Raw genomic sequence first — 24149 nt, 5'->3', positions numbered from 1 at the left:
GGTGAGGGGGCGCACCGGGAGAAGGGTGCGCCGCTTCCCGTCGGGGGCTCCGGGCACGCGGGGGCGCGCCGCGACCGCGGCGCGCCCCTCCGGCCGTCCCGGCCCGCCTCAGAAGGCGGGCGCGGTGGAGATCCGCAGGTCCCCGTCGTCGCCCGCGTCCACGATCACCCGGTCGCCCGGGACGACCTGCCCGTCCAGCACCATGCGCGAGAGGCGGTTGCCGACGGTGCGCTGGATCGTGCGCGCCAGCGGCCGGGCGCCGTACGCGGGCTGGTACCCCTGCTCGGCCAGCCACGCGACCGCCTCGTCGGTGAACCGCACCGTGATGTCCTTGGCCCTGAGCCGCTGTTCGAGGCTCTCCAGCATGAGCCGGGTGATCTGGGCCAGCTCCTCGTTCCCGAGCTGCTTGAAGACGATGACCTCGTCGATCCGGTTGACGAACTCGGGCCGGAACTCCTCGCGCAGCCGCCGCATCACCCGCTGCTCGGTGTCGGGGTCCATCTGGCCGTCGGCGGTGAAACCCATCGGGCCGCCGCCGGTGATCGCCTCCGACCCCAGGTTGCTGGTCATGACGACCACCGTGTTGCGGAAGTCCACCGTCCGTCCCTGGCCGTCGGTCAGCCGTCCGTCGTCCAACAGCTGCAGCAGCAGGTTGAACACGTCCGGGTGCGCCTTCTCGATCTCGTCCAGCAGGAGCACGGAGTAGGGGTTGCGGCGCACCGCCTCGGTGAGCTGGCCCGCCTCCTCGTAGCCGACGAACCCGGGAGGCGCGCCGGTCAGGCGGCTGGTGGTGTGCCGCTCCTGGAACTCGCTCATGTCGATGCGCACCATGGCGTCCTCGGACCCGAACAGGGCCTCGGCCAGCGCCCGGGCCAGCTCCGTCTTGCCCACGCCGGTCGGCCCCAGGAACAGGAAGCTGCCCACCGGCCGGTCGGGGTCGCCCAGCCCGGCCCTGGCGCGGCGGATCGCCTCGGAGACCGCCGTGACCGCCTCGTTCTGGCCGATCACCCGCGTGTGCAGCACCTCCTCCAGGTTGACCAGCCGGTCCCGCTCCTCCTGGGTGAGCTGGGAGACCGGGATGCCGGTGCTGCGGGAGACCACGTCGGCGATGTCGTCGCCGGTCACCTCCGGCACCGCGGAGCCGGTGCCGCGGGCCTGGTGGATCGAGCTCCGGGCGGCGGAGATCTCGTCGCGCACCGCCGACGCCCGCTCGTAGTCCTCCTCCTGGACCGCCCTGTCCTTCTGCTCCTCCAGCTCCTTGAGCCTCTTCTCCAGGTCCCGCAGGGAGGAGCTGGAGGTCTTCAGCCGCAGCCGCACCCGGGCGCCCGCCTGGTCGACCAGGTCGATGGCCTTGTCGGGCAGGAACCGGTCGGTGACGTAGCGGTCCGACAGCTCGGCCGCCGCGACCAGGCTCTCGTCGCTGAACCGCACCTGGTGGTGGGCCTCGTAGCGGTCGCGCAGGCCGCGCAGGATCTCGACGGTGTCCTCCACCGACGGCTCGGGCACCTGGATCGGCTGGAAGCGGCGTTCGAGCGCGGCGTCCTTCTCGATGTTCTTGCGGTACTCGTCCACCGTGGTCGCGCCGATGACGTGCAGCTCGCCGCGGGCGAGCGCGGGCTTGAGCATGTTCCCGGCGTTCATCGACCCCTCGGCCGCCCCGGCGCCCACGATCGTGTGGATCTCGTCGATGAAGATGAGCAGGCCCTCGGACTGCGCGCGGATCTCGTCCACGATCGCGGTCAGGCGCTCCTCGAAGTCGCCCCGGTAGCGCGTGCCCGCCACGATCCCGGCCAGGTCGAGCTGGACCAGGCGGCGTCCGCGCAGGGTCTCGGGGACGTCGTCGTCGAAGATGCGCTGGGCGATGCCCTCGGCGATCGCGGTCTTGCCCACGCCGGGGTCGCCGATGAGCACCGGGTTGTTCTTGCGGCGCCGGGCGAGCACCTCGATGCACTGCTCGACCTCGTCGTCGCGGCCCACGACCGGGTCCAGGCGCCCCTCGCGGGCCAGCGCCGTCATGTCGGTGCCGTACTCGTCCAGGGTGGGCGTGGCCGAGGGCTCTTCCTCGCCCCGGTCGGCGGCGGGCACGGGGCCCGCGGCCTTCTGCAGTGCGGGCGGCGTGATCCCGGAGTCGCGCATGAGCTGGCTCACCGGGCTGTCGGGGTTGACCGCCAGGGCGAACAGCAGGTGCTCGGGCGTGATGCTGGAACTGCCGGTGGCCCGTGCGATCTGGAGCGCGTCCAGCAGGGCCCTCTTGGCGGACGGGGTGAGCCTGGCCGACCCGCGCACCGTCCGGGGCGCCTGCGCCACCGCCTGGTCGATCACCGCGGTGAGCTGGTCGGTGTTGGCGTCGGTGCGGCCCATCAGCTCGCGCGTGGGCTGGTGGCGCAGCAGGGACCACAGCAGGTGGACCGTGTCCACGTCGGCGCCGCCGGCCTCCAGGGCGCGGCGCACCGCGGCGTCGGCCACCTCCTGGGCCTCGGCGCTCATCAGCTTGGACAGGTCCACGCGGCGGACCGGGCCCCGGGCCCCGAGGAACCGGGCCAGGAACTCGTCGAAGGACCCGGGGTCGCTGCCGCGGTCGTCGGGAAAGTCGTGTGTCATCTCGTCTCGTCCCCCGTGCGTGTGGTGGCGTGCCATCGCCAAGTAGTTGCTCGGTAACTCTACGTGAATGACCTTGAAACGGGCGTCGGTGCCCTCCGGTGTGGCCGGGCCGTCGGGGCCCGCGGCCACCGGCCCTCCGGCCGTGCCCGGCGCCCTTCCGGCGTGTGCGCGACGATCGCCCCCCTCCTCGGATCCGGTGCCGCCACGGCAGTGCCGACACGGCCGTCGGCGGGACCACCGGTACCGCCGCGGCGATCGCGGGAGCGCCCCCGGGTCGGGCTCCGGTGGGTGCGGTCCGGCGCACCGCCGGTCCCACGCTACCCAGCAGGGCCGGACCCGATGCCTGTCCCCTTCCGGCGGTCGACCCCCGCCCGCCTCCAGGTCTTCCCGGCGGCGGGCGCGAACACGCCGGTGGGCGCGAGGGCGGGGTGTCGGCGGCTGTCGAGCGGCACGCCTCCGAGCCTCGTCGCGGCGCACCTGCGCAACTCCAGGGGCGTGACTTGTTACTCTGAGTGACCATTGTTGTTTCAGCAGGAGGAGTCCCATGAGTCGTGTCCTGGCAACCCTGGCCCTGTCCGCCGCACTGGTGGGGACCGCGATCGCCCCTGCTGCGGCTGCCGCTGAAGACCACGCCGGCATGGGGGTCCTGACCGACGTCATCCCCGCCGTCCTCTTCGGCGGCACGACCTCCCAGGCCTGACGGGGGAGCGTCCGCACGACCGGTCCCGCCGACTCGTCGGCGGGACCGGTCGCGTTTCCGGCGCCTTCCGCCCGGCCCGTCCTCCCCGGCGAGGCCGCGCCCTCCGACGCCCCGCACGCGGCCCCTGCGCCCGGATTCCCGGCCCCGGCGGCACTCCGCCCGCGTGTCCTCCCGGCCCGAGTGCGCTCCTCGTCGTCACCCGGGGTCACGCTGTCGTCGCCTTCTGGTCGCCTCCACTTCTGGAAAAAATAATTAATTAGTATTTATTCTTGACGTTACCTGCGTCACGGTGGCATGCTCTCAGCGAGCCACAGAGGTGTCCGCGCAGGTGAGAGCGGGCGCTGACATATCAGGGAGGTCCCCCATGGAGAGACGACCGCGGCGCTTCCGCGGGCGCGCGCTCGCCGCACTGGCGGTAGCCGTGTGCGCGGTGACGCTCGCAGGGTGCGCCGGAGGAAGACTCGGCGAGGACGGCCGCATCGGCGTCGTCTACATGGACGCCCAGGGCTACTACGCCGGGGTCCGCCAGGGCATGCAGGACCACGCCGAGGAGTCCGGGCGCGAACTCCAGCTCCTCGAGCTCAACGCCCGCGGCGACGCCTCCGAGGAGAGCACCTTCGTGGACGTGACCGCCTCCGCGGGCGTCGACGTGCTCGTCCTGTCCCCGGTCTCGGCCACCGCCTCCATCCCCGCCCTGCGGCTGGCCCACGAGAGCGGCATCCCCGTCGTCTGCTACAACACCTGCATCGAGGACGAGGCCGCCCGCGAGTACGTCACCTCCTACATCCTCGGTGACCCGCACGAGTTCGGCCGCCTGCTGGGCGAGGCCGCCGCGGAGCACTTCGAGGCCGAGAAGGTCGACGACCCCAAGATCGCCGTCCTCAACTGCGAGTTCGTCGAGGTGTGCGTCCAGCGGCGCGAGGGCTTCGAGGAGGCGCTCTTCGACCGCCTCCCGGACGCCGAGATCGTCGCCAACCAGCAGGGCGCCACCATCGACGAGGCCGTCGACGTGGGCGAGCGCGTCCTCACCGCCCACCCCGACCTCGACGCCTTCTACGGCGAGGCCGGCGGAGCCACCATGGGCGCGGTCCGCGCCGTGAACAGCAGGGGCCGCGACGGCGACGTCGTCGTCTTCGGCAGCGACATGTCCACCGACGCCGCCCGCGCCCTGGCCGACCACACGGTTCTCAAGGCCAACGTCGACATCTCCGGCATCGCGGTGGGCCGCATGGCCGGGCAGACGGTCGAGGACATCATCGCGGGCGAGGAGGGCGGCGAGTTCGTCACCAACGCCCCCATCGACCTCTACACCACGCCGGAGGACGGCTCCCGGTGGCTGGAGGAGCACCCGGACGGCATCCCGTGACCGGCGACCCGCACCCCAGCCATCCCACCCGTCCCACCAGTGGAGCACCCATGAGCGACACCTCCCCGGTAGCGGCCGACGCGCCGGTCGTGGCCCGCACCCGGGCCGCCACCAAGACCTACCCCGGGGTCAGGGCCCTGGACGGCGCCGACTTCGAGGTCCGCGCCGGAGAGGTCCGCGCGCTGCTCGGCCGCAACGGAGCCGGAAAGTCCACCCTCATCCGCATGCTCTCCGGGGTGGAGACCCCGGACACGGGCGAGGTCGAGATCGACGGCGCGCCCCTCGGGGAGGGCGGCGTCCGCCGGGCCGCCGAGCTCGGCGTGGGCACCGTCTACCAGGAGCTCAGCCTGGTCCCGCAGCTGTCCGCCGCCGAGAACCTCTACCTCGGGACGTGGCCCACCACCGCCGGGCGCGTCGACCACGCCGCCATCAGGAACGGCGCCCGCGAGGCCTTCGCCGAACTCGGCGTCGACATCGACCCCGCCGCCGCGGCCGGCGACCTGCCCCTCGCCCAGCAGCAGCTCGTGGAGATCGCGCGCGCCCTGCGCTCGCGCCCCCGCCTGCTGATCCTGGACGAGCCGACCAGCGCCCTCGCCGCGGGCGAGGCCGACATCGTCCTGGAGGCGGTCACGCGCGTCGCCGCGAGCGGCGTCGGCGTCATCTACGTCAGCCACCGCCTGGACGAGATCCGCCGCGTCGCCGACACCGTCACGGTCATGCGCGACGGGACCGTCGTGGAGACCGTCCCCGTCAAGGGGGCCACCACCGCCCGGATCGTCTCCCTCATGCTCGGCCACGACGAGCAGGAGCAGGAGAGGCCCGGCGGTAAGGTCGACCGCTCCGGGACCCCGCTGCTGTCCGTGCGGGGCCTGTCCGTCCCGCCCAAGGTCGGCGACGTCTCCTTCGACGTCCACCCCGGCGAGGTCCTGGGCCTGGGCGGGCTGATGGGCTCCGGCCGCACCGAGATCCTGCGCGCGCTGGCCGGCTTCACCCCCGCCACCGGGACGATCGAGGTCGAGGGCACGCCCGTCGCCAGGCCCACGCCGCGGACCATGAAGCGCCTCGGCGTCGGCATCACGCCCGAGGACCGCAAGGGCGAGGGCGTCGTCCCGCTCCTCGGCGTCTCCGAGAACATGGTGATGACCTGGTTCGGCGGCGCCTCCAGGGCGGGCACGGTCCTGCCCTCCCGGGTGTCGGCCATCGGCGGCGGGCTCATCGAGCGCTTCTCCATCAAGGCCGCACGCCCCGACACACCGATCGTCAACCTCAGCGGCGGCAACCAGCAGAAGGCCGTCATCGGCCGCTGGCTGCACGCCGGGAGCCGCATCCTGCTCCTGGACGAGCCCACGCGGGGCGTGGACGTCGAGGCCAAGGCCCAGATCTACCGCATCGTGCGCGAACTGGCCGCCACGGGCGCGGCGGTCGTCTTCGTCTCCAGCGAACTGGAGGAGCTGCCCCTCGTGTGCGACCGCGTGCTCGCGCTGCGCGGCGGACGCCTCGAAGGCGAGTTCACCGGCGACGACATCACCCTGGACAACATCATGGCCGCCGCGATGGCGGCGTGAACGGCGAGGAACTATGACCACCACCACCCAGGTCACCGGCGAGGCGGTCTCCGCCCGCGGCGACCTCATCGGCCGCTTCGGCCCCCGTCTCAACGAGATCGGCCTGCTGGCCGCCATCGTGCTCCTCTACGTCGTGCTCGGCTCCACGGCCGCCGGGTTCCTGAGCCTGGACAACCAGCTCGGACTCCTGCGCAACGCCGCGATGATCGGCATCGCCGCCTGGGGCGTCACCCTGGTGATCGTCGCCGGCGAGATCGACATCAGCATCGGCCCGGCGGTCGCCTTCGCGTCCGTCATCGTCGCCAAGGGCGCCACCGAGTGGAACATCGGCGTGGGCGGGGCGATCGTCCTCACCCTCGTGATGGGCGTCCTGTGGGGAGCCCTCGCCGGGTGGCTGCGCGCCCGGTTCAACGTCCCCTCGTTCATCACCACGCTCGGACTGTGGAGCGTCCTGGGCGGCCTCGCCCTCTACATGACCGACGCCCTGCCGGTCCCGCTCCCCGAGAGCGCCGTGTTCGACGTCCTGGGCGGATCGGTCCTGGGCGTGCCGACCTCCGCGGTGATCATGCTGGTCCTGTTCGCGGTCTTCGCGTACGTCTCCCGCTACACCGCCTACGGCCGCTCCGTCTTCGCCACCGGCGGCAACGCCGCTGCCGCCCGGCTCGCCGGGATCAACGTCTCCCGGGTGCGGATCGCGCTGTTCGCCACGACCGGCCTGCTCGCCGCCATCACCGGCGTGCTCATGGCGGCCCGCCTGGGGTCGGGCAACGGCGGCGCCGCCGCCGGGCTGGAGTTCGACGTCATCGCCGCCGTCGTCATCGGCGGCACCGCCCTGGCGGGCGGGCGCGGCTCGCTCGGCGGGACCTTCCTCGGCGTCATCTTCATCACCGTCATCGCCAACGGGCTGGTCCTGCTCGGGGTCAACTCGTTCTTCCAGGACGTGGTGCGCGGCCTCATCATCGTGGCGGCCGTCCTCGTCAACGTCATCATCAGCAGGCGCGAGTCCGCCCACAGACTCACCTAGCGGAGCGCCCGCGGGACCGCACGGTCCCGCGGGCGCCCCACCCGAGCCGGGGCGGCCCGCCACACCGCCCCGGCCGTACGCCGTCCGCACGAAGAAACGGGGGAGACCCATGAACGCGACCACCGAACCGCTCCCGGACACCATGCCCGGGGTGCGCCTGCCCGGCGACTCCACCGCCGTCCTCGACACCCTGCCCGTGCCCGAGCCCGGCCCCGGGCAGGTCCTGCTGCGGGTCGGCGCGTCCGGCATCTGCGGCAGCGACATCGGGTTCATCTACCACGAGCACAAGACCCACCGGGGCGTCGACGGCCCCGCCTACCGCGGCGTGGTCGCCGGCCACGAGCCCTCCGGCACCGTCGTGCAGGCGGGGCCGGGCTGCCGCCGCTTCGGCGCCGGGGACCGCGTCATCGTCTACCACATCGCCGGCTGCGGGCTCTGCGACAACTGCCGCCGCGGGTTCATGATCAGCTGCACCGACCCCTCCCGCGCGGCCTACGGGTGGCAGCGCGACGGCGGCCACGCCCGCTACCTGCTGGCCGACGAGTCCACCTGCGTGCCCCTCCCCGACGAGCTGTCGTTCGTGGACGGGGCCCTCATCGCGTGCGGGTTCGGCACCGCCTACGAGGGGCTGCGCCGGATCTCGGTCAACGGCGACGGCGACCTCCTCGTCGTCGGACTGGGCCCCGTCGGGCTGGCCGCCGGCATGATCGGCCGCGGCATGGGCGCCGCCCGCGTCATCGGCGTCGAACCCTCGCAGGTGCGCCGCGACTGGGCCGCCGGCCTCGGCGTCTTCGACGCCCTGGCCTCGCCCGAGGAGGCCGCCGAGACGGTCGGCCGCGCCACCGGCGGACGCGGCGCGGCCACCGTCATCGACTGCTCCGGATCGCGCCCCGGCCGCTCCCTGGCGCTGGAGAACGCCGCCGAGTGGGGGCGCGTGTCCCTGGTGGGCGAGGGCGGGACCCTGGAGACGGAGGTCTCCGACACCCTGCTGCACAAGCAGCTCACCCTGTACGCGTCCTGGGTGACCTCCCTGCCCGCCATGGCCGAGCTGGCGCAGAACCTGGTGCGGTGGGGGCTGAGCCCCGAGCGCGTGGTCTCGGACCGCTTCGCGCTGGCCGACGCGGACGAGGCCTACCGGCTCGCCGCGGGCGGCAGCCGGGGCAAGGTCGTCCTGGTGGACGGGGACCGGTCGTGACCGGGGCCGTCACGGTCGAGCGCGACGCCTCCGGGGCGCACGAGCTCGTCGTCCTCGACAACGGACTGCTCAGGGTGACGGCCGCACCCGCGCTGGGCGGGCGGATCCTGTCCGTCCGCCACCTCGGGCGCGAGCACCTGTACCGCAACCCGCGCCTGCTGGGGGAGGACCTCCAGCCGCTCCCGGGCGTCGTGCTCGGCCCGGTCGGCGGGCCGATGAGCGCGTGGCACAACGTGGGCGGCGACAAGACGTGGCCCGCGCCCCAGGGGTGGGACGGCCCCGGCCAGTGGGCCGGACCGCCCGACCCGGTCCTGGACTCGGGGGCCTACGCCGCCGAGACCTCCACGGCCCCGGACGGCTCGGCCACCCTCACCATGACCAGCGGCGACGACCCGCGCTCGGGGCTGCGCCTGGTCCGGCGCCTGACCCTGGAGCCGGGGGCCTCCGGCTACCGCCTGGAGCTGGAGGCGGTCAACACCTCCGGGGTCCCGCGCGAGTGGGCCCTGTGGAACGTCACCCAGATCGACGGCGGCGACGGACCCGGCGGCGCGGACGGCGGGACGCCCGCGGACGCGCGCGGCCACGGGGTCTACGTCGGTGTGCGCGGCGGGGGCCCGCACACCGTGCCCCTGGTCGCGGGCGACGCCAACCCCGCGACCGCCGAGCACACCCCCTCGGTGGTGCGCGTGCCCGCGCAGGACGTCGTCGGCAAGGTCGGCTTCCCCACCGCCTCGGGCTGGCTGGCCCACGTGGGCGCGGCCGGCACCCTCACCCAGCGCTTCGCCGTGGACGAGGGCGCGGCCTACCCCGACGAGGGGTCGCGGGTCGAGGTGTGGCTGGAGTACCCCGTCGAGCAGCCCCTGGAGCACCTGGGCGGCCTGCGCCCCGTCGACAGGGTGGTCGAGTGCGAGGCGCTGGGCCCGCTCACCGTCATCGCCCCGGGCGCGAGCACCGCCCTCACCGTCGAGTTCGGCTTCGGCACGACCGCCGGACCCGTCCTGGGGGTGACCCCGCAGGGCTACTGGTCGCAGCCGTCCGGCCCCGGGACCGGGCCGGACGCGGACCCGTCCCCTCCCGCGGTCTTCACGGCCCTGCGGGAGGGAACACACGACGGGGGCGCCCCGGCGGGGGAGCCCGCAGGACCCCGGCCGGGAACCGCCCACGGCCCCGGCACGCCCGCGTCCGCCGACCGCGCGCGGACCCACGACCACCACCCGGACCAGGAGTGACATGACGAACAGCAGGCACGACGGGGTCACCGCCGTGGTCACCGGCGCGGCCCAGGGCATCGGCGAGGCCACCGCCCGCCGCCTGGCGGACGAGGGCGCCGCGGTGGTGCTGGCCGACCTCTCGCCCCGTGTGGAGGAGGCGGCCGAGCGCGTGCGCGCGGCCGGGGGCCGGGCCGCCGCCGTCCGCGCCGACGTGTCCGACGAGGGCGACTGGGCGCGCCTGGTCGGGACCGCCCGCTCGGAGTTCGGCCCGGTGGGGATCCTGGTGTCCAACGCCTACACCGTCGAGGTCGCCCCGGCCCACGAGACCACGCTCGCCTCCTGGGAGCGCCAGCTGTCGGTGAACCTCACCGGCGCGTTCCTGGGGATGCGCGCCTGCCTGGACGACCTCACCGCCCAGCGGGGCAGCGTCGTCCTCACGTCGTCCGTGCACGCCTGGTTCGGGCTGCCCGGCCGCCCCGCCTACGCCACCACCAAGGGCGGCCTGACCGCACTGACCAGGCAGCTCGCCGTCGAGTACGGCCCGAGCGTGCGCGTGAACTGCGTCCTGCCCGGACCCATCCTCACCTCCGCCTGGGACGGGGTGGACGAGGAGGACCGGCGCGAGAGCGTCGCCCAGACCGCCGCCCGGCGCTTCGGCGACCCCGCGGAGGTCGCCTCCGCCATCTCCTTCCTCGCCTCCGCGGAGGCCTCCTACGTCACCGGGGTGAGCCTGCCGGTCGACGGAGGGTGGAGTATCTACAAGGCGTCGTCGTGACGCACCGGAAGGGGAGGAACTGATGGCGGCCTACTCGGGGCGCGGGGTCCACGGCCAGACCGTGCGGTTGCTGGGGGAGCGCGTGCTCTCCGGCCGGATCGCCGAGGGCGAGACGATCGACCTGGCCGCACTCAGCGACGAACTCGACCTCAGCCTCACCGCGATCCGCGAGGCGATCAAGGTCCTCGCCGCCAAGGGCCTGGTCGGCTCCCGGCAGCGCAAGGGGACCTTCGTGCGGGCGCGCGCGGACTGGAACCTGCTCGACCCCGACGTGGTCAGGTGGCAGATAGCGGCGGGCGCCGGGGACGTGTTCTTCCGCAACCTGGCCGAACTCCGCGAGGCCCTCGAACCGGCCGCCGCCCGCCTGGCCGCCCTGCGCGGGACCGCGGAGGACGTCGCGGCGCTGCGCGCGGCCGTGGCGGACATGGCCGAGTCCGGGGAGGCCACCCCCGAGGCGGCGGCCGACGCCGACCTGCGCTGGCACCGCGCCCTGTTGGCCGCCACCCGCAACGAGCTGTACACACGCACGGACGTCTTCTTCGCGGCCGGGCTCTCCGAGCGCGACCGCCTGGTGCACGGGGGAGCCCACAAGGACCCCGTGCCCAGCCACGCCGCCGTCACCGAGGCGGTCGCGGCCGGCGACCCGGTCGCGGCGGAGCAGGCCATGCGCTCCCTGCTCGACCAGGCCAGGGAGGACCTCCTCCGCGCCACCGGAGAAGGCGCACACGACGACGATCTGGAGAAGCCCCAGTGAGGATCACCCGCATCGAGACGTTCCTCGTCCCGCCCCGGTGGCTGCTGTGCCGCGTCGAGACCGACGACGGGGTCGTCGGCTGGGGCGAACCGGTGGTGGAGGGCCGCGCCGAGACCGTGCGGGCCGCCGTCGGGGAGCTGTCCGACCTCCTCATCGGCGAGGACCCCACACCCGTCGAGCACCACTGGCAGCGCCTGACCAAGGCCGCGTTCTACCGGGGCGGCCCCGTGCTCTCCAGCGCGGTCGCCGGACTCGACCAGGCCCTGTGGGACATCGCGGGCAAGCGCCTGGGGGTCCCCGTGCACCAGCTCCTGGGCGGTCCGGTCCGCGACCGGGTGCGCGTCTACGGCTGGGTCGGGGGCGACGACCCGGCGGAGCTGGCCGACGCGGTCTCCGCGCGGGTGGAGTCCGGCCTCACCGCCGTGAAGATGAACGCCTCCGGCGTCATGGGCCGCTCCGCCACCGTCCGCGAGATCGACGCCGTCGTGGACCGCCTGGCCCAGGTGCGCGACGTCCTCGGGCCCGACCGCGACGTGGCGGTCGACTTCCACGGCCGGTTCAACGCCGCCACCGCCCGCCGTGTCCTGCCGCTGCTGGAGCCGCTGCGCCCCATGTTCGTGGAGGAGCCGCTCCTGCCCGAGTACGGGCACCTGCTCCCCGACATCGTCCGGTGCAGCCCGGTGCCGATCGCCACGGGCGAGCGCCTCTACAGCAGGACCGACTTCCTGCCCGCGCTCCAGGCCGGGATCGCGGTGGCCCAGCCCGACCTGTCCCACGCCGGCGGCATCTCCGAGGTGCGGCGCATCGCCTCCCTGGCCGAGACCTTCGACGCGGTGCTCGCCCCGCACTGCCCGCTGGGCCCGGTCGCCCTCGCCGCCAGCCTCCAGGTCGCCTTCGCCACCCCCAACTTCCTCATCCAGGAACAGAGCATCGGCATCCACTACAACAAGGACGCCGAAATGCTCGACTACGTCGTGGACGCCGGAGTCTTCGCCTTCCCGGACGGGAACATCCACCGTACGGACGCCCCCGGGCTCGGAGTGGAGGTGGACGAGGACGCGGTGCGCCGCGCCGACCGGGTGGGGCACCGGTGGCGTCCGCCGGTGTGGAGTCACGAGGACGGATCTTTCGCGGAATGGTAGGGGGACCGATGGAACCGGTGGTCAGCGTCTGGAGCGAGGACCGCTTCGAGCTCGGGGAGGGGCTGCGCTGGGTCGGCGGCGACCTGCTCATGGTGGACATCCTCCGGGGCCGCCTGCTGAGACTGGCCCCCGGGGACCCGGGGCCCGCCCACGAGCTCGCGGCCCTCGACGTCCCCTTGGGCGCGGTCGCCCCGGTCCGGCACCGCGCCGGCGCGCTCGTGGCGGCGGCGGGCACCGGCATCGCCCTGCTGACAGGCACCGGCGGCGGTTCCGCCGCCGTGGAGTGGCTGGGCCGCCCCGAGGACGGCGCGGCCACGCCGATGCGCATGAACGACGGCTGCTGCGACCCGCACGGACGGTTCTGGGCGGGGTCCATGGCCTACGACGGCACCCCCGGTGCCGGGTCGCTCTACCGGGCCGACCCCGCCGGAGGGGTCACCCGCGTCCTGGACGGCTACACCGTGCCCAACGGCCCCGCCTTCGCCCCGGACGGCTCCGTGATGTACCTGGCCGACAGCGCGGAGGGGCGCATCGACGCCTACGCACTGGACGCCGAGGGCCTGCCCGGGGAGCGGACCGTGCTGGCCCGCGTCAAGGAGGGCAGCCCGGACGGCATGCAGGTCGACGCCGAGGGGCACCTGTGGGTCGCGGTCTGGGGCGGGGGGCGCGTGCACCGCTACGCGCCCGACGGCACGCTGGACCGGGTGGTGGAGGTGCCCGCCGCGCAGCCCACCAGCGTGTGCGTGGTCGGGGACGATGAGCCCGTGCTCATGGTCACCTCCGCGACCGTGGGGCTCACGGACCCGGGGACCGGCGACGGCGCGGTGTTCGCGCTGCCGGTGGAGGTCCCCGCCGCGCCCGCGCACCACTTCGGCTGAGCCCCCGGGGCGGGCGCGGCACGCCCGCCCCGCCCCGGGCCGTCCGGGCCCCGCGCACCGTGCCCTCCGGGGTCCCGTGCGTGCGTTCGCGCTGCGGGGGCCTGCGCCGTCCCCGCGGCCTGCCCACGAAGGGGCACGGGGCCCGTGCCCCTGGGCCGGGCGCGCCCCCGGGGACCGCAGGGCCGCTGCCGCACCCGTCCGGGGCCGCAGTGGAGGGCTCAGCCGCGGCCCCCTCCGGGACCGCCCCCCTGCCCGGCCGTGCCGGACCCCTCGCCGACGGACTCCTGGTAGAGGTCCGCGTAGGTGCGCGAGTCCTTGACCAGGTCGTCGCAGAAGGCGGCGACGTCGTCGCCGATGAGTTCCAGGACCCCCTTGCCGGCCGCGGCGCCCTCCTCGAAGAACTCGACGATCCCCGGAAGCAGGTCACCGTCGGCCAGGTCGACCGGTCCGACCTTGAAGAAGTACCTCTGGATCTCCTTGTAGACGATCCGGTAGTCCGGCGGAAGCGCCTTGACCCGCGCCACGTGCGCCCGCCACTGCCTCTTGCCCTCGATGATGTCCTGGACGCCCACGTCAGCCTCCCAGCCTGCCCAGTTTCCTTGCGACGTTGCGGTTCAACTGCTCGCGCCACCGGTCGCGGTGGTTCCGGGACCCCTTTCCGCCGGCCAGTGCCGCGCAGAAGCCCGCGATGTCGTCGCCCAGCACGTCATGGATGTCCTGCCCGTCCGCCGCCGTCTCCTCGAGCAGCCCCAGGGCGTTGTCGAGGATCGGCACCAGGTTGCGGCCGGTGAAGTCCGAGTAGGGGAAGAGGTGGGCCTTGATCTGCTCCCACGCCGCCCGGTGGCCGTCCGGCAACGCCTCGGCCCGGACCTCGAACGCCTTCCACTCCCTCGTGAGGTCGCTGCCCGTCATGGTCTCCCAGAGGTTCATCTCCCACCCTTCCTGAGCTCGTCGACGCGTGAGGAGAGGTACTCCCACTTCGCCCAGAACGTCGCGAGTTCCGCGCGCCCCGCGTCGTTGAGCGCGTAGAACTTGCGCGGCGGCCCCATCCCGGACGGTCGTTTGGTCACCTGGACGAGCCCGTTCCTCTCCAGCCGCAGGAGGATGGTGTAGACCGTCCCCTCGACGACGTCGGCGAAGCCGAGTTCGTTCAGCCGCCGCGTGATGGCGTAGCCGTAGGTCTCCTCGCCGCCGATGATCTCCAGCACACAGCCCTCGAGCGTGCCCTTCAGCATCTCCGTCAGGTCGTCCATCGCGGAGCCCTCCGGCCTCTCCTTGGTACTACGTGTCATTAGGTACCGCTACAAAGTAGCACAGGGTAGAGGATCCCGTTCCGCGGACGGGGGTGAAGGCCACGGCCGCCCCTTCGCGACACGGGGACCGGGACGGGAACAGGGACGGCGAAGCCCCGGGACGCCCTTTCTCCGGGGCGGCGGCCTGCCCGTCGCCGCGGACCGGACGGACGACGGGTGTTCGTTGCGTGCTCCCGCGGGTACTTTCCGTAGGGGCGGGTCCGCCCCGCCCCGGGCCGCCCGGCCCGGCGGACACCCCTTCCGCGACGTACCGCCCCCTGCCCCCGGCGGTCGGTGACCCCCGCTCCGCACAGACGCCGTCCGCGGCCACCGCCGACGGCCGGCGCGACCCGGCGCCTCCCCCTTCCGCGAGGCGTCCGGCCACCGCTGCCACGCTCCCGACCCGTATCCCACGGGGAGTGCCGACGCGCTCCGGACGACAGCACCTCGGCCGGGACGCCCGCGACCTCCCCCGCCCCCGAGAGGAAGACGACATGCCCCGACACCGCCGCTTCGAGAAGGACCGGGCCCAGACCCTCACCCCCGGCGAGTGGACGTCGCTGGAGTTCGAGACCGTGGTCGACGCCGACCACGGCGGCACCTCCACCGGCAGCCTGTACAGCCTCGTCGGCGTCAACGAGCCGGACGGCGCCCTCTACGACTTCTCCGTGGGGGTGACCATCAGCGACCTGTCCGCCGGTGCGGAGGTGCAGATCCGCGCCACCGAGTACGAGCCGGACGGCGACGGCGGGTGGCGGTACGCCCGCAACCGGCCGGTCGACAGCCCCGTGCAGGCCGGGGGGAACGGCCACTTCACCTACACGTGGAAGGGCAACCTGGCCAAGGGGCGGCGGGTGCGGGTGCGCCTGGCCCAGCAGGGCGACACCGCCGCGACGATCGTGTCGGCCACCGCGGACGTCTTCTACTGGCCCAAGTAGCGCCGCGGAGCGGAAGGCCGGACCCCCGGGGACCCGGAGGTCCCGGAGGGTCCGGCACCGGAGCCCTCCCGTGGCGCGCCGTCGCGGGAGGGGCGACCCGTGTCCGGCGCGGCCCGGGCACTGCGCATGGGCTCCGCGGAGAGCCGATGCGGCGCCACCGCGAGCCCTCTGCGTGCGGCGGGGCCGGTCGAGTCGTCGTCACGCACCGACCGTGGGACCGGGGTCGGGGTCCGGGGCGATGCCGGTTGCGGAGGCCGTGGCCTGCCACAGCCCGCCCGCGAGCACGGTGTCCCGCGCGGTCGCCGACCGGCGGGCGGGACCGGCCGGACCGCGGGTCTCGAACGGCCCCGTCGGGCCCAGGTAGCTGCCGCCGGGGACCGGCCCGGTGGCCGCGAGCAGCTGGGGGCCGATCCCGGCGGCGACCGGCTGGGAGAGGTAGCGGTCCGGCAGCACGAACAGGCGGTCCTTCCACGTGCCCCCGCGGGCGAGGGCGTTGTTCAGCAGCTCCGAGGTGGTCAGCCCCGGGTGGGCGGCGACCGACAGCACGGGGTCGTCGGCGCGTCGCAGCCGTCGGTCGAGCTCGGCGGCGAACAGCAGGTTCGCGAGCTTGGAGGCCCCGTAGGCGCGCGTCGGCGAGTAGCGCCGGCGCTCCCAGTGCAGGTCGGTGAGGTCGAGTCCGCCGGTGCGGTGTCCCAGGCTCGACGTCGTCACCACCCGGGAGGGCCGCCCCGGGGTCCCGGCCGACCGCAACGCGGGCATCAGCAGCCAGGTCAGCGCGGCCGGACCGAGGTGGTTGGTCCCGATCTGCAGCTCGAACCCGTCGCGGGTCCGTTCGTGCGGTCCGAGCGACACGGCGGCGTTGTTGACCAGCACGTCGACCCGGTCCCCGGTGCGTTCCCGGATGTCGGCGGCGGCGGCGCGCACCGAGTCGAGGTCGGCCAGGTCGAGCAGAACGGCCTCGGCCGATCCCGGGCCGTCGATTCCTGCCCGCACCCGCTCGACGGCCGCCTCTCCGCGCCGGGCGTCGCGAACGGTCATCAGGAGCCGGGCCCCGGCCCCCGCCAGCGCACCGGAGAGGGCGAGGCCGAGGCCGGAGGTCGTCCCGGTGACGACGACGGTGCGGCCCGTGAGGTCGGGGAGGTCGTTGGGCGGAGGCGCCATGGGTTCGTGTCTCCTGTTCGGATGGTCCTGCCCGCCCGAGCCGGCCGACGCGGCGCCGCACACGGTTCGCCCGCGCCCACCGGTGCTGTTCCGGAGGCGGTGGGCAGCCCGGACGGGCGGCGCGCGCGGACATCGTCCGCGGACAATTCATGTGACGGTGTCACGTGAACTACGGTCCCCCATACGGATGACGCTGTCAAACGGATGGGCCGCGTGACGCTGCCCGAGGGCGGGGAGCCGGACGACGCGGTGGGCGCGGGAGCCCGGCGGTCCGCCGCGTCCGCGGTCTCAGCCGCGCCGTTCCGCCTCCCGTTCGAGGAGGGCGCGGAAGGAGCCCGGGGGCCGTCCGGTGACGCGCAGGACGGTGTCGGTGACGCGGTCCTCCGCCCCCTGGGAGATGGCGTGGTCCATGTCGGCCAGCAACGCGGCGAACGCGGGCGGCATCTGCGCCGAGAGGAGGTCGCGCATCTGCTCGCGGGTCAGGCGGCGGTGCTCCACGGGCCGGACGGTGACCCCGGTGACGGCCGCGGCGATGTCGTCGTGGCTGAGCGCCTCCGGCCCGGTGAGGACGAGATCGGTGTCGGGGGCGTGTGCGTCGGTCAGGGCACGGGCGGCGACGGCCGCGATGTCCTCGGCGTCGACGAAGCCGATCCTGCCGTCGCCCGTGGCGGTCCGGATGACGCCCTCCTCGCGGATGCCGGCGGCGTGCACGTGTGTGCCGGTGAAGTTCTGCATGAACCACGAGGGCCGCAGCACCGCCCACTGCCCGAACAGGTCGGGCAGGGCGCGGTGCACCTGTCCCACCGCGGGGCCGTCCTCGGGGACGGCCGAGGAGCTGAGGAGCACCGCGCGGCGCACGCCGCAGGCGCGGGCCAGCCGGAGGAACGGCAGCATGACCGCCGCCGGACCGGGGTCGCCCACGGGCGGGACGAGGTAGACGCGGTCGGCGCCGCCGAGTGCGGCGGCGTGGGTGGCGGGGTCGTACCAGTCGAAGCGGACCGGTTCCGCGCCGGGGACCGGGGTGCCGCGGCGGCTCGCGGCCCTGACGCGGTGTCCGGCGGCCGCCAGCCGGGCGGCGGTGCGGCTGCCGGTGGTGCCGGTGGCGCCGATGACCAGGGTGGTGGAGGTGGCGGTCATCGGCTGCTCCCGGTGAAGTCGGCGCCGGTTTCGAGGACGGCGAGGGGGTTCCAGTAGTCGCGGTAGGAGGAGATGAGCCCGTCCCGGGCCGTCACGACGGCGATGTAGGTCATGTCGAAGGGGCTCCCGCTCTCCACCAGGCGGCCGACGCCGCGCATCTCGGCCACGACGGTCTCGGGCTCGGCGGTCAGGTGGATCCGCAGCTCGGGGAAGTCGTGCAGGTCGATGTGGTCCGGGTAGCGGCTCATGTACGCGGCGACGGCATCCCTGCCCTCCAGGCGCTTCGGCCATCCCTCGGGGGCGAAGGGGAACTCCATGAGGCCGTCCTCGGCCCACAGGGCGACCCATGCGGCGATGTCCTTGTCCAGCAGGAGCCGCAGGCCGTGGCGGTGGAGATCCGCCGGGGAAGTCGGTGCGGACACGGGTGTCCTCCCTCTCGCTCGATGTATTCGGACCGTGGGTCCGTTTAAAACATACGGACTGGCGGTCCGCTTTGCAAGTGCGGGAGCGGCCGGGCGGTGGGCTCTCCGTGGGGCCTGACTCCCGTGCGTCTGCTCGGCGCAACCCTTCTTGGGGTGCGCGTTACCCAGGCATTACTCCAATTGGTAATATGACGATCACTCTGAGTGTCGATGGAGTGCTGTGCCGCGGCCTGTCCGCGGTCCGACGCAACCCCTCGTCCCGCCCGGAGCCGCACCCCGTCGTCCCTCTCCCCGGAACGGAGCAACCCCGCATCCCCCACACCCGACTGAGACCCGTGAAAAAGGACATGAGCAACCGTCAGCCCGAACCCCACGTGAAAGAACTCCACGCCACGGCCCAAGCACTGTGGCGCGCCGTCTACGAAGCCAGCGCCGTGGTCTTCGCGGAGCGCACCGTGCACCAGGCACGGCTGGCTGATCTCGACGCCGCCCAGCAGTGGGCCCGGACCCGGGTCGCCTCCGCCCGCAGGGAGCTGGTCAGGGCCTTCGACGCCAGGGACGCCGTACGGGTCGAAGCCGCCCAACGGCACCTGCGGGAGTGCGAGGACGAGGAGGTGCACATCGACCTCGCGGTGACCGCCGAGGCGCGCGCCCTCGTCCGTACGGGACTGGCGGAGCTGAACTCGACCCTGGAACAGGTCTGCCGCGCCCTCGACGCCGACCGGAGGGTGCAGGAGGCCGTCGCCCGCGAGCACGGGGTGCGGCCGGGCGCGAGGGCCTGAGCGGGGAGGCCCGGCGGCGGTCCGGCGGCGGGCCGACTGCCTCGCCGGGCCGCCCCGCCGGACGCGGAGCGCGTCCCCGCCGTGCCTCGCGCTCCGGGACGGCCGGGTCCGGCCGCCGGCCTCCGCCCGGTCAGGCGCGGGGTGTCCCCGGGCCGCGGCGGCCCGGGGGTTGCCGCCCCATGCCGTGACCAGGCCCCGCGCATCGTCTGCCGGCCGAGCTCCGGGGGCACGGCCCTCCGGATCTGGCGTTCCCGATTGTTTGCGCTCCTCCATTCGGGAGAGGCTCAACTACCTGGGGTAATAAAAGGGAACGGAAGGTAGTCATGCGTCGTTTCGCCACCACTCTGACCCTCGTCCTGCTGTGCGGCGCCGCGCCGGCTGCGTCCGCGCACGCCGCGGCCATCCACACCTGCGCCCGGATCGTCTTCGACGAGGCGAGAGCCGTGGCCGAGGGGACGGACTGCGAGAGCAACGGGGAGTCCAGCCCGGGGGAGATGCACTCCGAGGAGGTCGGCACGAGGTACGCCTGCGAGGAGATCACCCCGTCGGCCGACCGTGCGGACGCCACGGGCGCGGGGTGCCGACCGCTCTCCTGACCGCGGTCGCGAGGGGGCCGCGTCGGTCCGCTCCCCGGTGGTCGCCGTCCCGGCCCCGCCGCCACGGCGCGACCGGGCCCCGCGGGCAGGCCGCTCCGCTCCCCGCCGGGCGGCTCAGCCGTCCGAGGCGGGGCTCCACGACACCCGTACCAGGCACTCCACCGATTCGGGCGGCGGACTGAACCCCGCGGTGCGGGCCTCCTCCGGGGTCATCCACAGGATCAGGTCGGGGAGGTCGTCCTCGTCCTCGTAGGCGGACGCCACCGCGCGGACCCGGTCCGCGTCCAGGTCCGGGCCTCCGCGCACGAACCCCGCCGCCCGCCGGATGATCCTCATGCCGTCCGGCACCAGGTGGTCGAGCGCGGGCACGCCGGCCTCCGCCACCCGCGCGATCTCCTCGGAGGGAGCGTTTCGGGCAGGGTCCGCTTCGACGGCTTCCTCCCCGGTGGCGACGTCGGCGCCCGGCACCTCGTGGCCGCACGGCTCGTACCGGGCGCGTGCGTGGGAGAACGCGCCCGGTTCGGAGCCGGGCAGGGCCGAGTACCTGGGGGAGCGGTGAACTCGGACGGCTGGGGTGCCGCATGTAGGGCAGAGGATCATGGTCCGCCGGTACCCGTCAGGTGTGGTGCTCATGCGGAACGGCCCTTCTGCGGGGGCCTCAAACTCGCTGGTCGAGGACCGAAACCCCGTGCGTTGCCGAGGTGGCGCACGGGGCGGTTCCTGCGGACGCGGGCGGCATGCCTGTCATGTGCCGGGTGTTCGCCGAAGCTTCTCGTCCTGTGTGTGCAGGGTGGTGATGAGGTCGTCGATGTGTGCGGCGGTGGTGTGGGCGCCGGTGTCGGTGGCCAGGTCGCGGGCTTCTTGGAGGGTCTGGAGGAGGCGTCCGTGGTCGGGGCGTGCGTCGAGCAGGGTGTGGAGCTGGGTGCGGGGGTAGCGGCGGTGTCCGCCGAGGGTTTTGACCGAGGCGAGGCGGCCGTCTTTTTCCCAGCGGGCGACGGTCTTGGGGTCCACGCGGAAGAGGCGGGCGACCTCTGCGGGGGTGAGCAGGGCCTCGGCACTCTCGAGCAGGTCGGGCAGGGGTGCGGTGGGCACGGTGGTTCTCCGTCGGTGTCGATCGGCGGTTGTCGATTGTGGGCGGCCGGTGGCCTGTGGAGCGGGCTCGGGGCCGGACCGGGGAAGTACGTCCGGCCCCGAGCGGGTGGGGCGGGGCCGCCGGCCCCCCTTTTTCTTGGCGGCGGCCCCGCGGCCCGGTGGTGGTGTGCCACCGGGCGGGGGAGTGGTTCAGCAGCCGAAGACGGCGCGGACGGTGATCGCTCCGCAGGGGGCCTGGGTCCAGTCCCAGTAGGCGCACACGCCCTCGACCAGCCGCAGGCCGTTGCCGCCGACGCGCAGGGGTCCGGGGTCGGGGACGGCCGGGAGTGTGGGGGCGCTTCCGGGGGTGGGGCCGTTGTCGGTGACGTGGAGTTCGAGGTGGCGGCGGGTGCGGTGGATCTCGATGCGCACGGTGCCGCCGGGCAGGCCGGAGGCGGTGTGGCGCAGGGCGTTGGCGGTCAGCTCGGACACCGTGAGGGTGAGGGGGTCGGTCAGGCCGGGGCGGGAGCGGGTGGCGTGGGCGGCCCACTGGCGGGCGGCCTTGACGTGGCTGGGGTGGGGGCCGATGAGGATGCCCGATGTTGTGGGGGTTCCGCACAGGCGGCGTGGAAGTGCGGGGGGAGGGGCGGTAGGCTGCATTTGTTGCACCTCGGGGCTTTCGGGGTGGGACATCAGCTCCGGCGACCGCTCTCTCACTTCGGTCGCCGGAGCTTTTTGATGCCTTCGTGTGGTCATGTACTCCAGCCACGTTCTTGTGTGGCCGGTGTCCTATCCGATTCCCACCATGCCTGAACTGGGGATAGCCCTTCTAGATGTGGTCGGATATTGAATCCGAAGTTCTTCTCAGCCTTCTCGACTGTAGCTACTAGTGGTTTCATGTAGTCATGACCGTCAAGAGAAGCTCCGCTGAACATGCTGCAATCAAGCAATTCGGCAATGAACTCAAGCGTCTGAGGGAATTGTCTGACATGTCGCAGAAGGAACTAGGTGACCGGATTGGGGTTTCGAAACAGCAGGTCGGAGCGGTGGAGCGTGGAGTCCGCAAGCCGTCGAAGCAGTTCGCTGAACTGACTGATGTGGCTCTGGAGTGCCACGGGAGCCTACGAAACCTGTGGCCCGGGGCGCGCCAGACTCAACCGTGGTGGCTGCAGGAATTTGTGGAACTCGAAGCAAAGGCGCAGGTCATCTACGAGTTTCATCCTCAGGCTGTGCCTGGTCTGCTCCAGACGAAAGGCTACGCCTGTGCCTTGGTTGACGCCGCATTCCCACCCCTGCTGCAACATGAGAAGGATCAGGTGATTACGGCACGTTTTGAGCGACAGAAGATCCTCAACCAGAACGCGCCACCCCTGACTCTGTTCGTCATCGATGAAGCGGCCCTTCGCCGTCCAGTGGGTGGAGAGCAGGTCATGGAGGAACAGTTAAGGGCCTTGCTCGCGGTTGCCTGCAAGCCCCGGGTGCAGATCCAAGTCCTCCCCTTCGCGAGGGGTGCCCATAGCGCCATGAACGGCCCACTGGTCATACTGAACATGGCGCATGCGGAGTCTCTTGTGTACGCCGAGACTCCAGGCTCGGGGCAGGTGATCACGGACCCGGGGGTCGTGGCAAACTGCGTTGAGCAGTTCGGAGACCTGCGCGGCGTCTCACTGTCGCCGGTCGAGAGCTTGCGATTCATCGCATCGCTAGGAGGAGAAGGCACGTGACCCACGAGTGGCACAAGTCCAGCTACAGCGGTAACACCGGGCACTGCGTCGAGGTTTGCGAGGGTGTGGTCACGGGCGTGCGTGACACCCAGAACCGAGAGTTGGGACAACTCGACGTCCCCGCTCCCGAATGGACCGCGCTGCTGAACGCGATGCGCAGCTGGTAGTACCACCCTCACACACGCGAAGAACCGCACCCTGCCGTCTGCCTGGGCAGGGGGCGGTTCCCATGTTTAGGAGATCGGTTCACCCACGGGAGGGTGCACCGCCACGGCCGAGCGTCCTTCGACGTGCTCGGAACAACCACTCCGGCCGATGACCACGGACAATGGCGGATCGGCCTTCCCCGGGGGAACGCGGACAACCTCCGATGTCGCCCACACCCGCGCCACTCGTGAGAAGATGAGACACACCGCCCACCAGGAGGAATCGATGGGTCTCCATTTCTCCCGATCTCCTTTCGCGCCTCTGGTCACCGGCTGGACCTGCACGTACGGCAATCACCCGCACCGCCCCGGGGCTTCGATCCTCGAAAGCCCTTTCTGCGAGGACTGATGAAAACCCTTGCCCCTTTCGGGGGAAATGTCCGAATGCCCGGAAGGTAACTTCCGGCGGCTGTCTGACAGAAGAAAGGCCCGCCTGTGAGCCCCCACCCCCCCACTCCCGCCGAAATACCTCTCCCGATCGACGAACCCTCCACCCCTTCCGCGCCCATCCGCGTCATGGTCGTGGACGACCACGCGCTGTTCCGCCGCGGTCTTGTCTCGGTCCTGGACGAGGAGGAGGACATCAACGTCGTCGGTGAGGCCGGACGGGGGTCGGAGGCCGTCCGGCTCGCCGCGGGGGTACGCCCCGACGTCGTCCTGATGGACGTGTGGATGCCCGGTTCCAACGGCATCGACGCCTGCTCACAGATCCGGCAGGCCGCCCCGAGGACCAAGTTCATCATGCTCACCATGAGCGACGAGAACTCGGACCTGTTCGACGCCCTCAAGGCCGGCGCCACCGGGTACCTCCTCAAGGAGATCGCGGTCACCGACATCGCGCGCGCCGTGCGCGCCATCGCGGACGGCCAGTCGTTCATCAACCCGCGGATGGCCAACAAGCTCATCGGGGAGTTCGCGGAGCTGGCCAAGCAGGAGGCCACCCCGCCGTCCGCCCCCGCCATCCCCGACCTGACCCCGCGCGAGACCGAGGTCCTCAAGCTGCTCGCCCGGTCGCTCAACAACCGTGAGATCGGGGAACGGCTGTTCATCACCGAGAACACGGTGAAGAACCACGTGCGCAACATTCTGGAGAAGCTGCAGGTGCACTCCCGCACCGAGGCCGCCATCTACGCGGTGCGCGCCGAGTACGTCAGCTAGGGTTCCGGAGCCGACGGCCCCGACCGGCCGGCGCCCGAGGTCGCCGAGGCGCTGGAGTCGGCCCGTACCTGCTAGGCGGGGTCGGGCTCCGTCGTGGTTCCGATCCAGCGCAGGTAGTCCGGGGAGCCCGCCACGATCGCGGTCGCGACGACCTCGGGGTTCGTCCACGGGTGGTGCTCGACCAGGTGCGCCTCGATCTGCGGGTACCGGTCCGCGCGCGCCTTCAGCAGGAGCTGCCACTCCTGCCCGGCGCCGAACTCGCCCAGGTGCCAGAACACCGACGTGACGGGCCCGACGATCTGCGCGCCGGCCGCGAGCTTGGCCGTTACGAGGGATTTCGCCAGGTCCACCGCCTGCTCGCGGGTCTCGGTCGCCGTGGACACCTGGACGTAGCCGGTCATGGAGGGGTCCGTTCCGTCGTGGGGATTATCCGGCCAGTTTAGAGTTCATC

General features: G+C 72.9%; 26 protein-coding genes and 1 pseudogene. 16 read left to right on the top strand and 11 right to left on the bottom strand.

Features of this window, described 5'->3' with window-relative positions; genetic code table 11:
* Positions 1 to 108: 108 nt before the first annotated feature.
* Entirely contained in the window at positions 109 to 2601 is a 2493-nt protein-coding gene (locus OUQ99_RS20920) for an ATP-dependent Clp protease ATP-binding subunit (RefSeq protein WP_267945486.1), read from the bottom strand.
* Between the two features lie 544 nt (positions 2602 to 3145).
* Between OUQ99_RS20920 and OUQ99_RS20915 the strand changes: the two genes are divergently transcribed.
* The 10 genes from OUQ99_RS20915 (at position 3146) to OUQ99_RS20870 (ending at position 13211) form a co-directional block, all read left to right on the top strand.
* On the top strand, positions 3146 to 3301 hold the full coding sequence (locus OUQ99_RS20915) for a hypothetical protein (protein ID WP_267945485.1): 156 nt from the start codon (positions 3146 to 3148) through the stop codon (positions 3299 to 3301).
* Between the two features lie 364 nt (positions 3302 to 3665).
* Positions 3666 to 4667, top strand: coding sequence for a substrate-binding domain-containing protein (locus OUQ99_RS20910; protein WP_267945484.1), 1002 nt, complete (start codon positions 3666 to 3668; stop codon positions 4665 to 4667).
* A gap of 50 nt (positions 4668 to 4717) precedes the next feature.
* Entirely contained in the window at positions 4718 to 6232 is a 1515-nt protein-coding gene (locus OUQ99_RS20905) for a sugar ABC transporter ATP-binding protein (RefSeq protein WP_267945483.1), read from the top strand.
* 13 nt (positions 6233 to 6245) lie between these two features.
* Positions 6246 to 7256, top strand: a complete 1011-nt coding sequence (locus OUQ99_RS20900) for an ABC transporter permease (RefSeq protein WP_267945482.1) — start codon at positions 6246 to 6248, stop codon at positions 7254 to 7256.
* A gap of 109 nt (positions 7257 to 7365) precedes the next feature.
* Positions 7366 to 8451: a zinc-dependent alcohol dehydrogenase family protein gene (locus OUQ99_RS20895; RefSeq protein WP_267945481.1), complete on the top strand. Its 1086-nt coding sequence runs from the start codon at positions 7366 to 7368 to the stop codon at positions 8449 to 8451.
* On the top strand, positions 8448 to 9680 hold the full coding sequence (locus OUQ99_RS20890) for a hypothetical protein (RefSeq protein ID WP_267945480.1): 1233 nt from the start codon (positions 8448 to 8450) through the stop codon (positions 9678 to 9680). Before OUQ99_RS20895 ends, OUQ99_RS20890 begins: the two co-directional genes overlap by 4 nt.
* A 1-nt stretch (position 9681) precedes the next feature.
* The gene (locus tag OUQ99_RS20885) at positions 9682 to 10437 is read left to right on the top strand and encodes an SDR family NAD(P)-dependent oxidoreductase (RefSeq protein WP_267945479.1); all 756 of its coding nucleotides are present in this window, start codon (positions 9682 to 9684) and stop codon (positions 10435 to 10437) included.
* A gap of 22 nt (positions 10438 to 10459) precedes the next feature.
* Positions 10460 to 11191 (top strand): FadR/GntR family transcriptional regulator, encoded by a 732-nt coding sequence (locus OUQ99_RS20880; RefSeq protein WP_267945478.1) that lies wholly within the window; start codon positions 10460 to 10462, stop codon positions 11189 to 11191.
* Positions 11188 to 12333: a galactonate dehydratase gene (dgoD, locus tag OUQ99_RS20875; RefSeq protein ID WP_267945477.1), complete on the top strand. Its 1146-nt coding sequence runs from the start codon at positions 11188 to 11190 to the stop codon at positions 12331 to 12333. Before OUQ99_RS20880 ends, dgoD begins: the two co-directional genes overlap by 4 nt.
* An 8-nt stretch (positions 12334 to 12341) precedes the next feature.
* A complete protein-coding gene (locus OUQ99_RS20870) occupies positions 12342 to 13211 on the top strand; it encodes an SMP-30/gluconolactonase/LRE family protein (protein WP_267945476.1) in 870 nt (289 codons plus the stop codon).
* Between the two features lie 218 nt (positions 13212 to 13429).
* Here the strand turns inward: OUQ99_RS20870 and OUQ99_RS20865 are convergent, their stop codons facing one another.
* From OUQ99_RS20865 to OUQ99_RS20855, 3 genes are read right to left on the bottom strand one after another with little or no spacing between them, the layout of a single operon-like run.
* A complete protein-coding gene (locus OUQ99_RS20865) occupies positions 13430 to 13783 on the bottom strand; it encodes a DUF1048 domain-containing protein (protein ID WP_267945475.1) in 354 nt (117 codons plus the stop codon).
* A 1-nt stretch (position 13784) separates the two neighbouring features.
* Positions 13785 to 14141, bottom strand: a complete 357-nt coding sequence (locus tag OUQ99_RS20860) for a DUF1048 domain-containing protein (RefSeq protein WP_267945474.1) — start codon at positions 14139 to 14141, stop codon at positions 13785 to 13787.
* Positions 14138 to 14464 carry a PadR family transcriptional regulator gene (locus OUQ99_RS20855; RefSeq protein WP_267950435.1) on the bottom strand — a complete coding sequence of 109 codons (327 nt, stop codon included), beginning with the start codon at positions 14462 to 14464 and terminating at the stop codon, positions 14138 to 14140. Before OUQ99_RS20855 ends, OUQ99_RS20860 begins: the two co-directional genes overlap by 4 nt.
* Positions 14465 to 14997: 533 nt before the next feature.
* Here OUQ99_RS20855 and OUQ99_RS20850 point away from each other — a divergent pair.
* A complete protein-coding gene (locus OUQ99_RS20850) occupies positions 14998 to 15441 on the top strand; it encodes a hypothetical protein (RefSeq protein WP_267945473.1) in 444 nt (147 codons plus the stop codon).
* Positions 15442 to 15639: 198 nt separating this feature from the next.
* Here OUQ99_RS20850 and OUQ99_RS20845 read toward each other — a convergent pair whose 3' ends face one another.
* The 3 genes from OUQ99_RS20845 to OUQ99_RS20835 form a co-directional block, all read right to left on the bottom strand.
* Positions 15640 to 16602 carry an SDR family NAD(P)-dependent oxidoreductase gene (locus tag OUQ99_RS20845; protein ID WP_267945472.1) on the bottom strand — a complete coding sequence of 321 codons (963 nt, stop codon included), beginning with the start codon at positions 16600 to 16602 and terminating at the stop codon, positions 15640 to 15642.
* 288 nt (positions 16603 to 16890) lie between these two features.
* On the bottom strand, positions 16891 to 17739 hold the full coding sequence (locus OUQ99_RS20840) for an NAD(P)H-binding protein (RefSeq protein ID WP_267945471.1): 849 nt from the start codon (positions 17737 to 17739) through the stop codon (positions 16891 to 16893).
* On the bottom strand, positions 17736 to 18161 hold the full coding sequence (locus tag OUQ99_RS20835) for a nuclear transport factor 2 family protein (protein ID WP_267945470.1): 426 nt from the start codon (positions 18159 to 18161) through the stop codon (positions 17736 to 17738). Before OUQ99_RS20835 ends, OUQ99_RS20840 begins: the two co-directional genes overlap by 4 nt.
* A 347-nt stretch (positions 18162 to 18508) precedes the next feature.
* Here OUQ99_RS20835 and OUQ99_RS20830 point away from each other — a divergent pair, with 347 nt between their 5' ends.
* Complete coding sequence (locus tag OUQ99_RS20830) at positions 18509 to 18943, top strand: hypothetical protein (RefSeq protein WP_267945469.1); 435 nt, start codon at positions 18509 to 18511, stop codon at positions 18941 to 18943.
* Positions 18944 to 19266: 323 nt separating this feature from the next.
* Positions 19267 to 19539 carry a hypothetical protein gene (locus OUQ99_RS20825; protein ID WP_267945468.1) on the top strand — a complete coding sequence of 91 codons (273 nt, stop codon included), beginning with the start codon at positions 19267 to 19269 and terminating at the stop codon, positions 19537 to 19539.
* 114 nt (positions 19540 to 19653) lie between these two features.
* Here the strand turns inward: OUQ99_RS20825 and OUQ99_RS20820 are convergent, their stop codons facing one another.
* The 3 genes and pseudogenes from OUQ99_RS20820 to OUQ99_RS20810 form a co-directional block, all read right to left on the bottom strand.
* Positions 19654 to 20172, bottom strand: coding sequence for a hypothetical protein (locus OUQ99_RS20820; RefSeq protein ID WP_267945467.1), 519 nt, complete (start codon positions 20170 to 20172; stop codon positions 19654 to 19656).
* 258 nt (positions 20173 to 20430) lie between these two features.
* A pseudogene (locus OUQ99_RS20815) lies at positions 20431 to 20616 on the bottom strand (BldC family transcriptional regulator); the annotation flags it as partial.
* 204 nt (positions 20617 to 20820) lie between these two features.
* Positions 20821 to 21270, bottom strand: coding sequence for an ATP-binding protein (locus tag OUQ99_RS20810; RefSeq protein ID WP_267945466.1), 450 nt, complete (start codon positions 21268 to 21270; stop codon positions 20821 to 20823).
* A 245-nt stretch (positions 21271 to 21515) separates the two neighbouring features.
* On the opposite strand from OUQ99_RS20810, the gene OUQ99_RS20805 reads away from it, so the two are divergent.
* The 3 genes from OUQ99_RS20805 (at position 21516) to OUQ99_RS20795 (ending at position 23698) form a co-directional block, all read left to right on the top strand.
* A complete protein-coding gene (locus OUQ99_RS20805) occupies positions 21516 to 22334 on the top strand; it encodes a helix-turn-helix domain-containing protein (RefSeq protein ID WP_267945465.1) in 819 nt (272 codons plus the stop codon).
* Positions 22331 to 22501, top strand: a complete 171-nt coding sequence (locus OUQ99_RS20800) for a DUF397 domain-containing protein (RefSeq protein WP_267945464.1) — start codon at positions 22331 to 22333, stop codon at positions 22499 to 22501. Before OUQ99_RS20805 ends, OUQ99_RS20800 begins: the two co-directional genes overlap by 4 nt.
* Before the next feature lie 474 nt (positions 22502 to 22975).
* A complete protein-coding gene (locus OUQ99_RS20795) occupies positions 22976 to 23698 on the top strand; it encodes a response regulator (RefSeq protein WP_267945463.1) in 723 nt (240 codons plus the stop codon).
* A 71-nt stretch (positions 23699 to 23769) separates the two neighbouring features.
* Here the strand turns inward: OUQ99_RS20795 and cutA are convergent, their stop codons facing one another.
* The gene (cutA, locus tag OUQ99_RS20790) at positions 23770 to 24099 is read right to left on the bottom strand and encodes a divalent-cation tolerance protein CutA (RefSeq protein WP_267945462.1); all 330 of its coding nucleotides are present in this window, start codon (positions 24097 to 24099) and stop codon (positions 23770 to 23772) included.
* Positions 24100 to 24149 lie beyond the last annotated feature (50 nt).

Origin of the sequence: Streptomonospora nanhaiensis, from assembly GCF_026642255.1 — a bacterium.
In the GTDB taxonomy this organism is placed as follows: Bacteria; Actinomycetota; Actinomycetes; order Streptosporangiales; family Streptosporangiaceae; genus Nocardiopsis; species Nocardiopsis tropica.
Note: the sequence above shows the minus strand (reverse complement) of the source record. Positions and strands in the feature narration are given on the sequence as shown.

Bases quoted from the DNA above. Each gene is read 5' to 3' on its own strand.
- OUQ99_RS20920 (WP_267945486.1), bottom strand. From the start codon at position 2,601: ATGACACACGACTTTCCCGACGACCGCGGCAGCGACCCCGGGTCCTTC.
- OUQ99_RS20915 (WP_267945485.1), top strand. From the start codon at position 3,146: ATGAGTCGTGTCCTGGCAACCCTGGCCCTGTCCGCCGCACTGGTGGGG.
- OUQ99_RS20910 (WP_267945484.1), top strand. From the start codon at position 3,666: ATGGAGAGACGACCGCGGCGCTTCCGCGGGCGCGCGCTCGCCGCACTG.
- OUQ99_RS20905 (WP_267945483.1), top strand. From the start codon at position 4,718: ATGAGCGACACCTCCCCGGTAGCGGCCGACGCGCCGGTCGTGGCCCGC.
- OUQ99_RS20900 (WP_267945482.1), top strand. From the start codon at position 6,246: ATGACCACCACCACCCAGGTCACCGGCGAGGCGGTCTCCGCCCGCGGC.
- OUQ99_RS20895 (WP_267945481.1), top strand. From the start codon at position 7,366: ATGAACGCGACCACCGAACCGCTCCCGGACACCATGCCCGGGGTGCGC.
- OUQ99_RS20885 (WP_267945479.1), top strand. From the start codon at position 9,682: ATGACGAACAGCAGGCACGACGGGGTCACCGCCGTGGTCACCGGCGCG.
- OUQ99_RS20880 (WP_267945478.1), top strand. From the start codon at position 10,460: ATGGCGGCCTACTCGGGGCGCGGGGTCCACGGCCAGACCGTGCGGTTG.
- OUQ99_RS20870 (WP_267945476.1), top strand. From the start codon at position 12,342: ATGGAACCGGTGGTCAGCGTCTGGAGCGAGGACCGCTTCGAGCTCGGG.
- OUQ99_RS20860 (WP_267945474.1), bottom strand. From the start codon at position 14,141: ATGAACCTCTGGGAGACCATGACGGGCAGCGACCTCACGAGGGAGTGG.
- OUQ99_RS20855 (WP_267950435.1), bottom strand. From the start codon at position 14,464: ATGGACGACCTGACGGAGATGCTGAAGGGCACGCTCGAGGGCTGTGTG.
- OUQ99_RS20850 (WP_267945473.1), top strand. From the start codon at position 14,998: ATGCCCCGACACCGCCGCTTCGAGAAGGACCGGGCCCAGACCCTCACC.
- OUQ99_RS20845 (WP_267945472.1), bottom strand. From the start codon at position 16,602: ATGGCGCCTCCGCCCAACGACCTCCCCGACCTCACGGGCCGCACCGTC.
- OUQ99_RS20840 (WP_267945471.1), bottom strand. From the start codon at position 17,739: ATGACCGCCACCTCCACCACCCTGGTCATCGGCGCCACCGGCACCACC.
- OUQ99_RS20830 (WP_267945469.1), top strand. From the start codon at position 18,509: ATGAGCAACCGTCAGCCCGAACCCCACGTGAAAGAACTCCACGCCACG.
- OUQ99_RS20825 (WP_267945468.1), top strand. From the start codon at position 19,267: ATGCGTCGTTTCGCCACCACTCTGACCCTCGTCCTGCTGTGCGGCGCC.
- OUQ99_RS20820 (WP_267945467.1), bottom strand. From the start codon at position 20,172: ATGAGCACCACACCTGACGGGTACCGGCGGACCATGATCCTCTGCCCT.
- OUQ99_RS20810 (WP_267945466.1), bottom strand. From the start codon at position 21,270: ATGCAGCCTACCGCCCCTCCCCCCGCACTTCCACGCCGCCTGTGCGGA.
- OUQ99_RS20805 (WP_267945465.1), top strand. From the start codon at position 21,516: ATGACCGTCAAGAGAAGCTCCGCTGAACATGCTGCAATCAAGCAATTC.
- cutA (WP_267945462.1), bottom strand. From the start codon at position 24,099: ATGACCGGCTACGTCCAGGTGTCCACGGCGACCGAGACCCGCGAGCAG.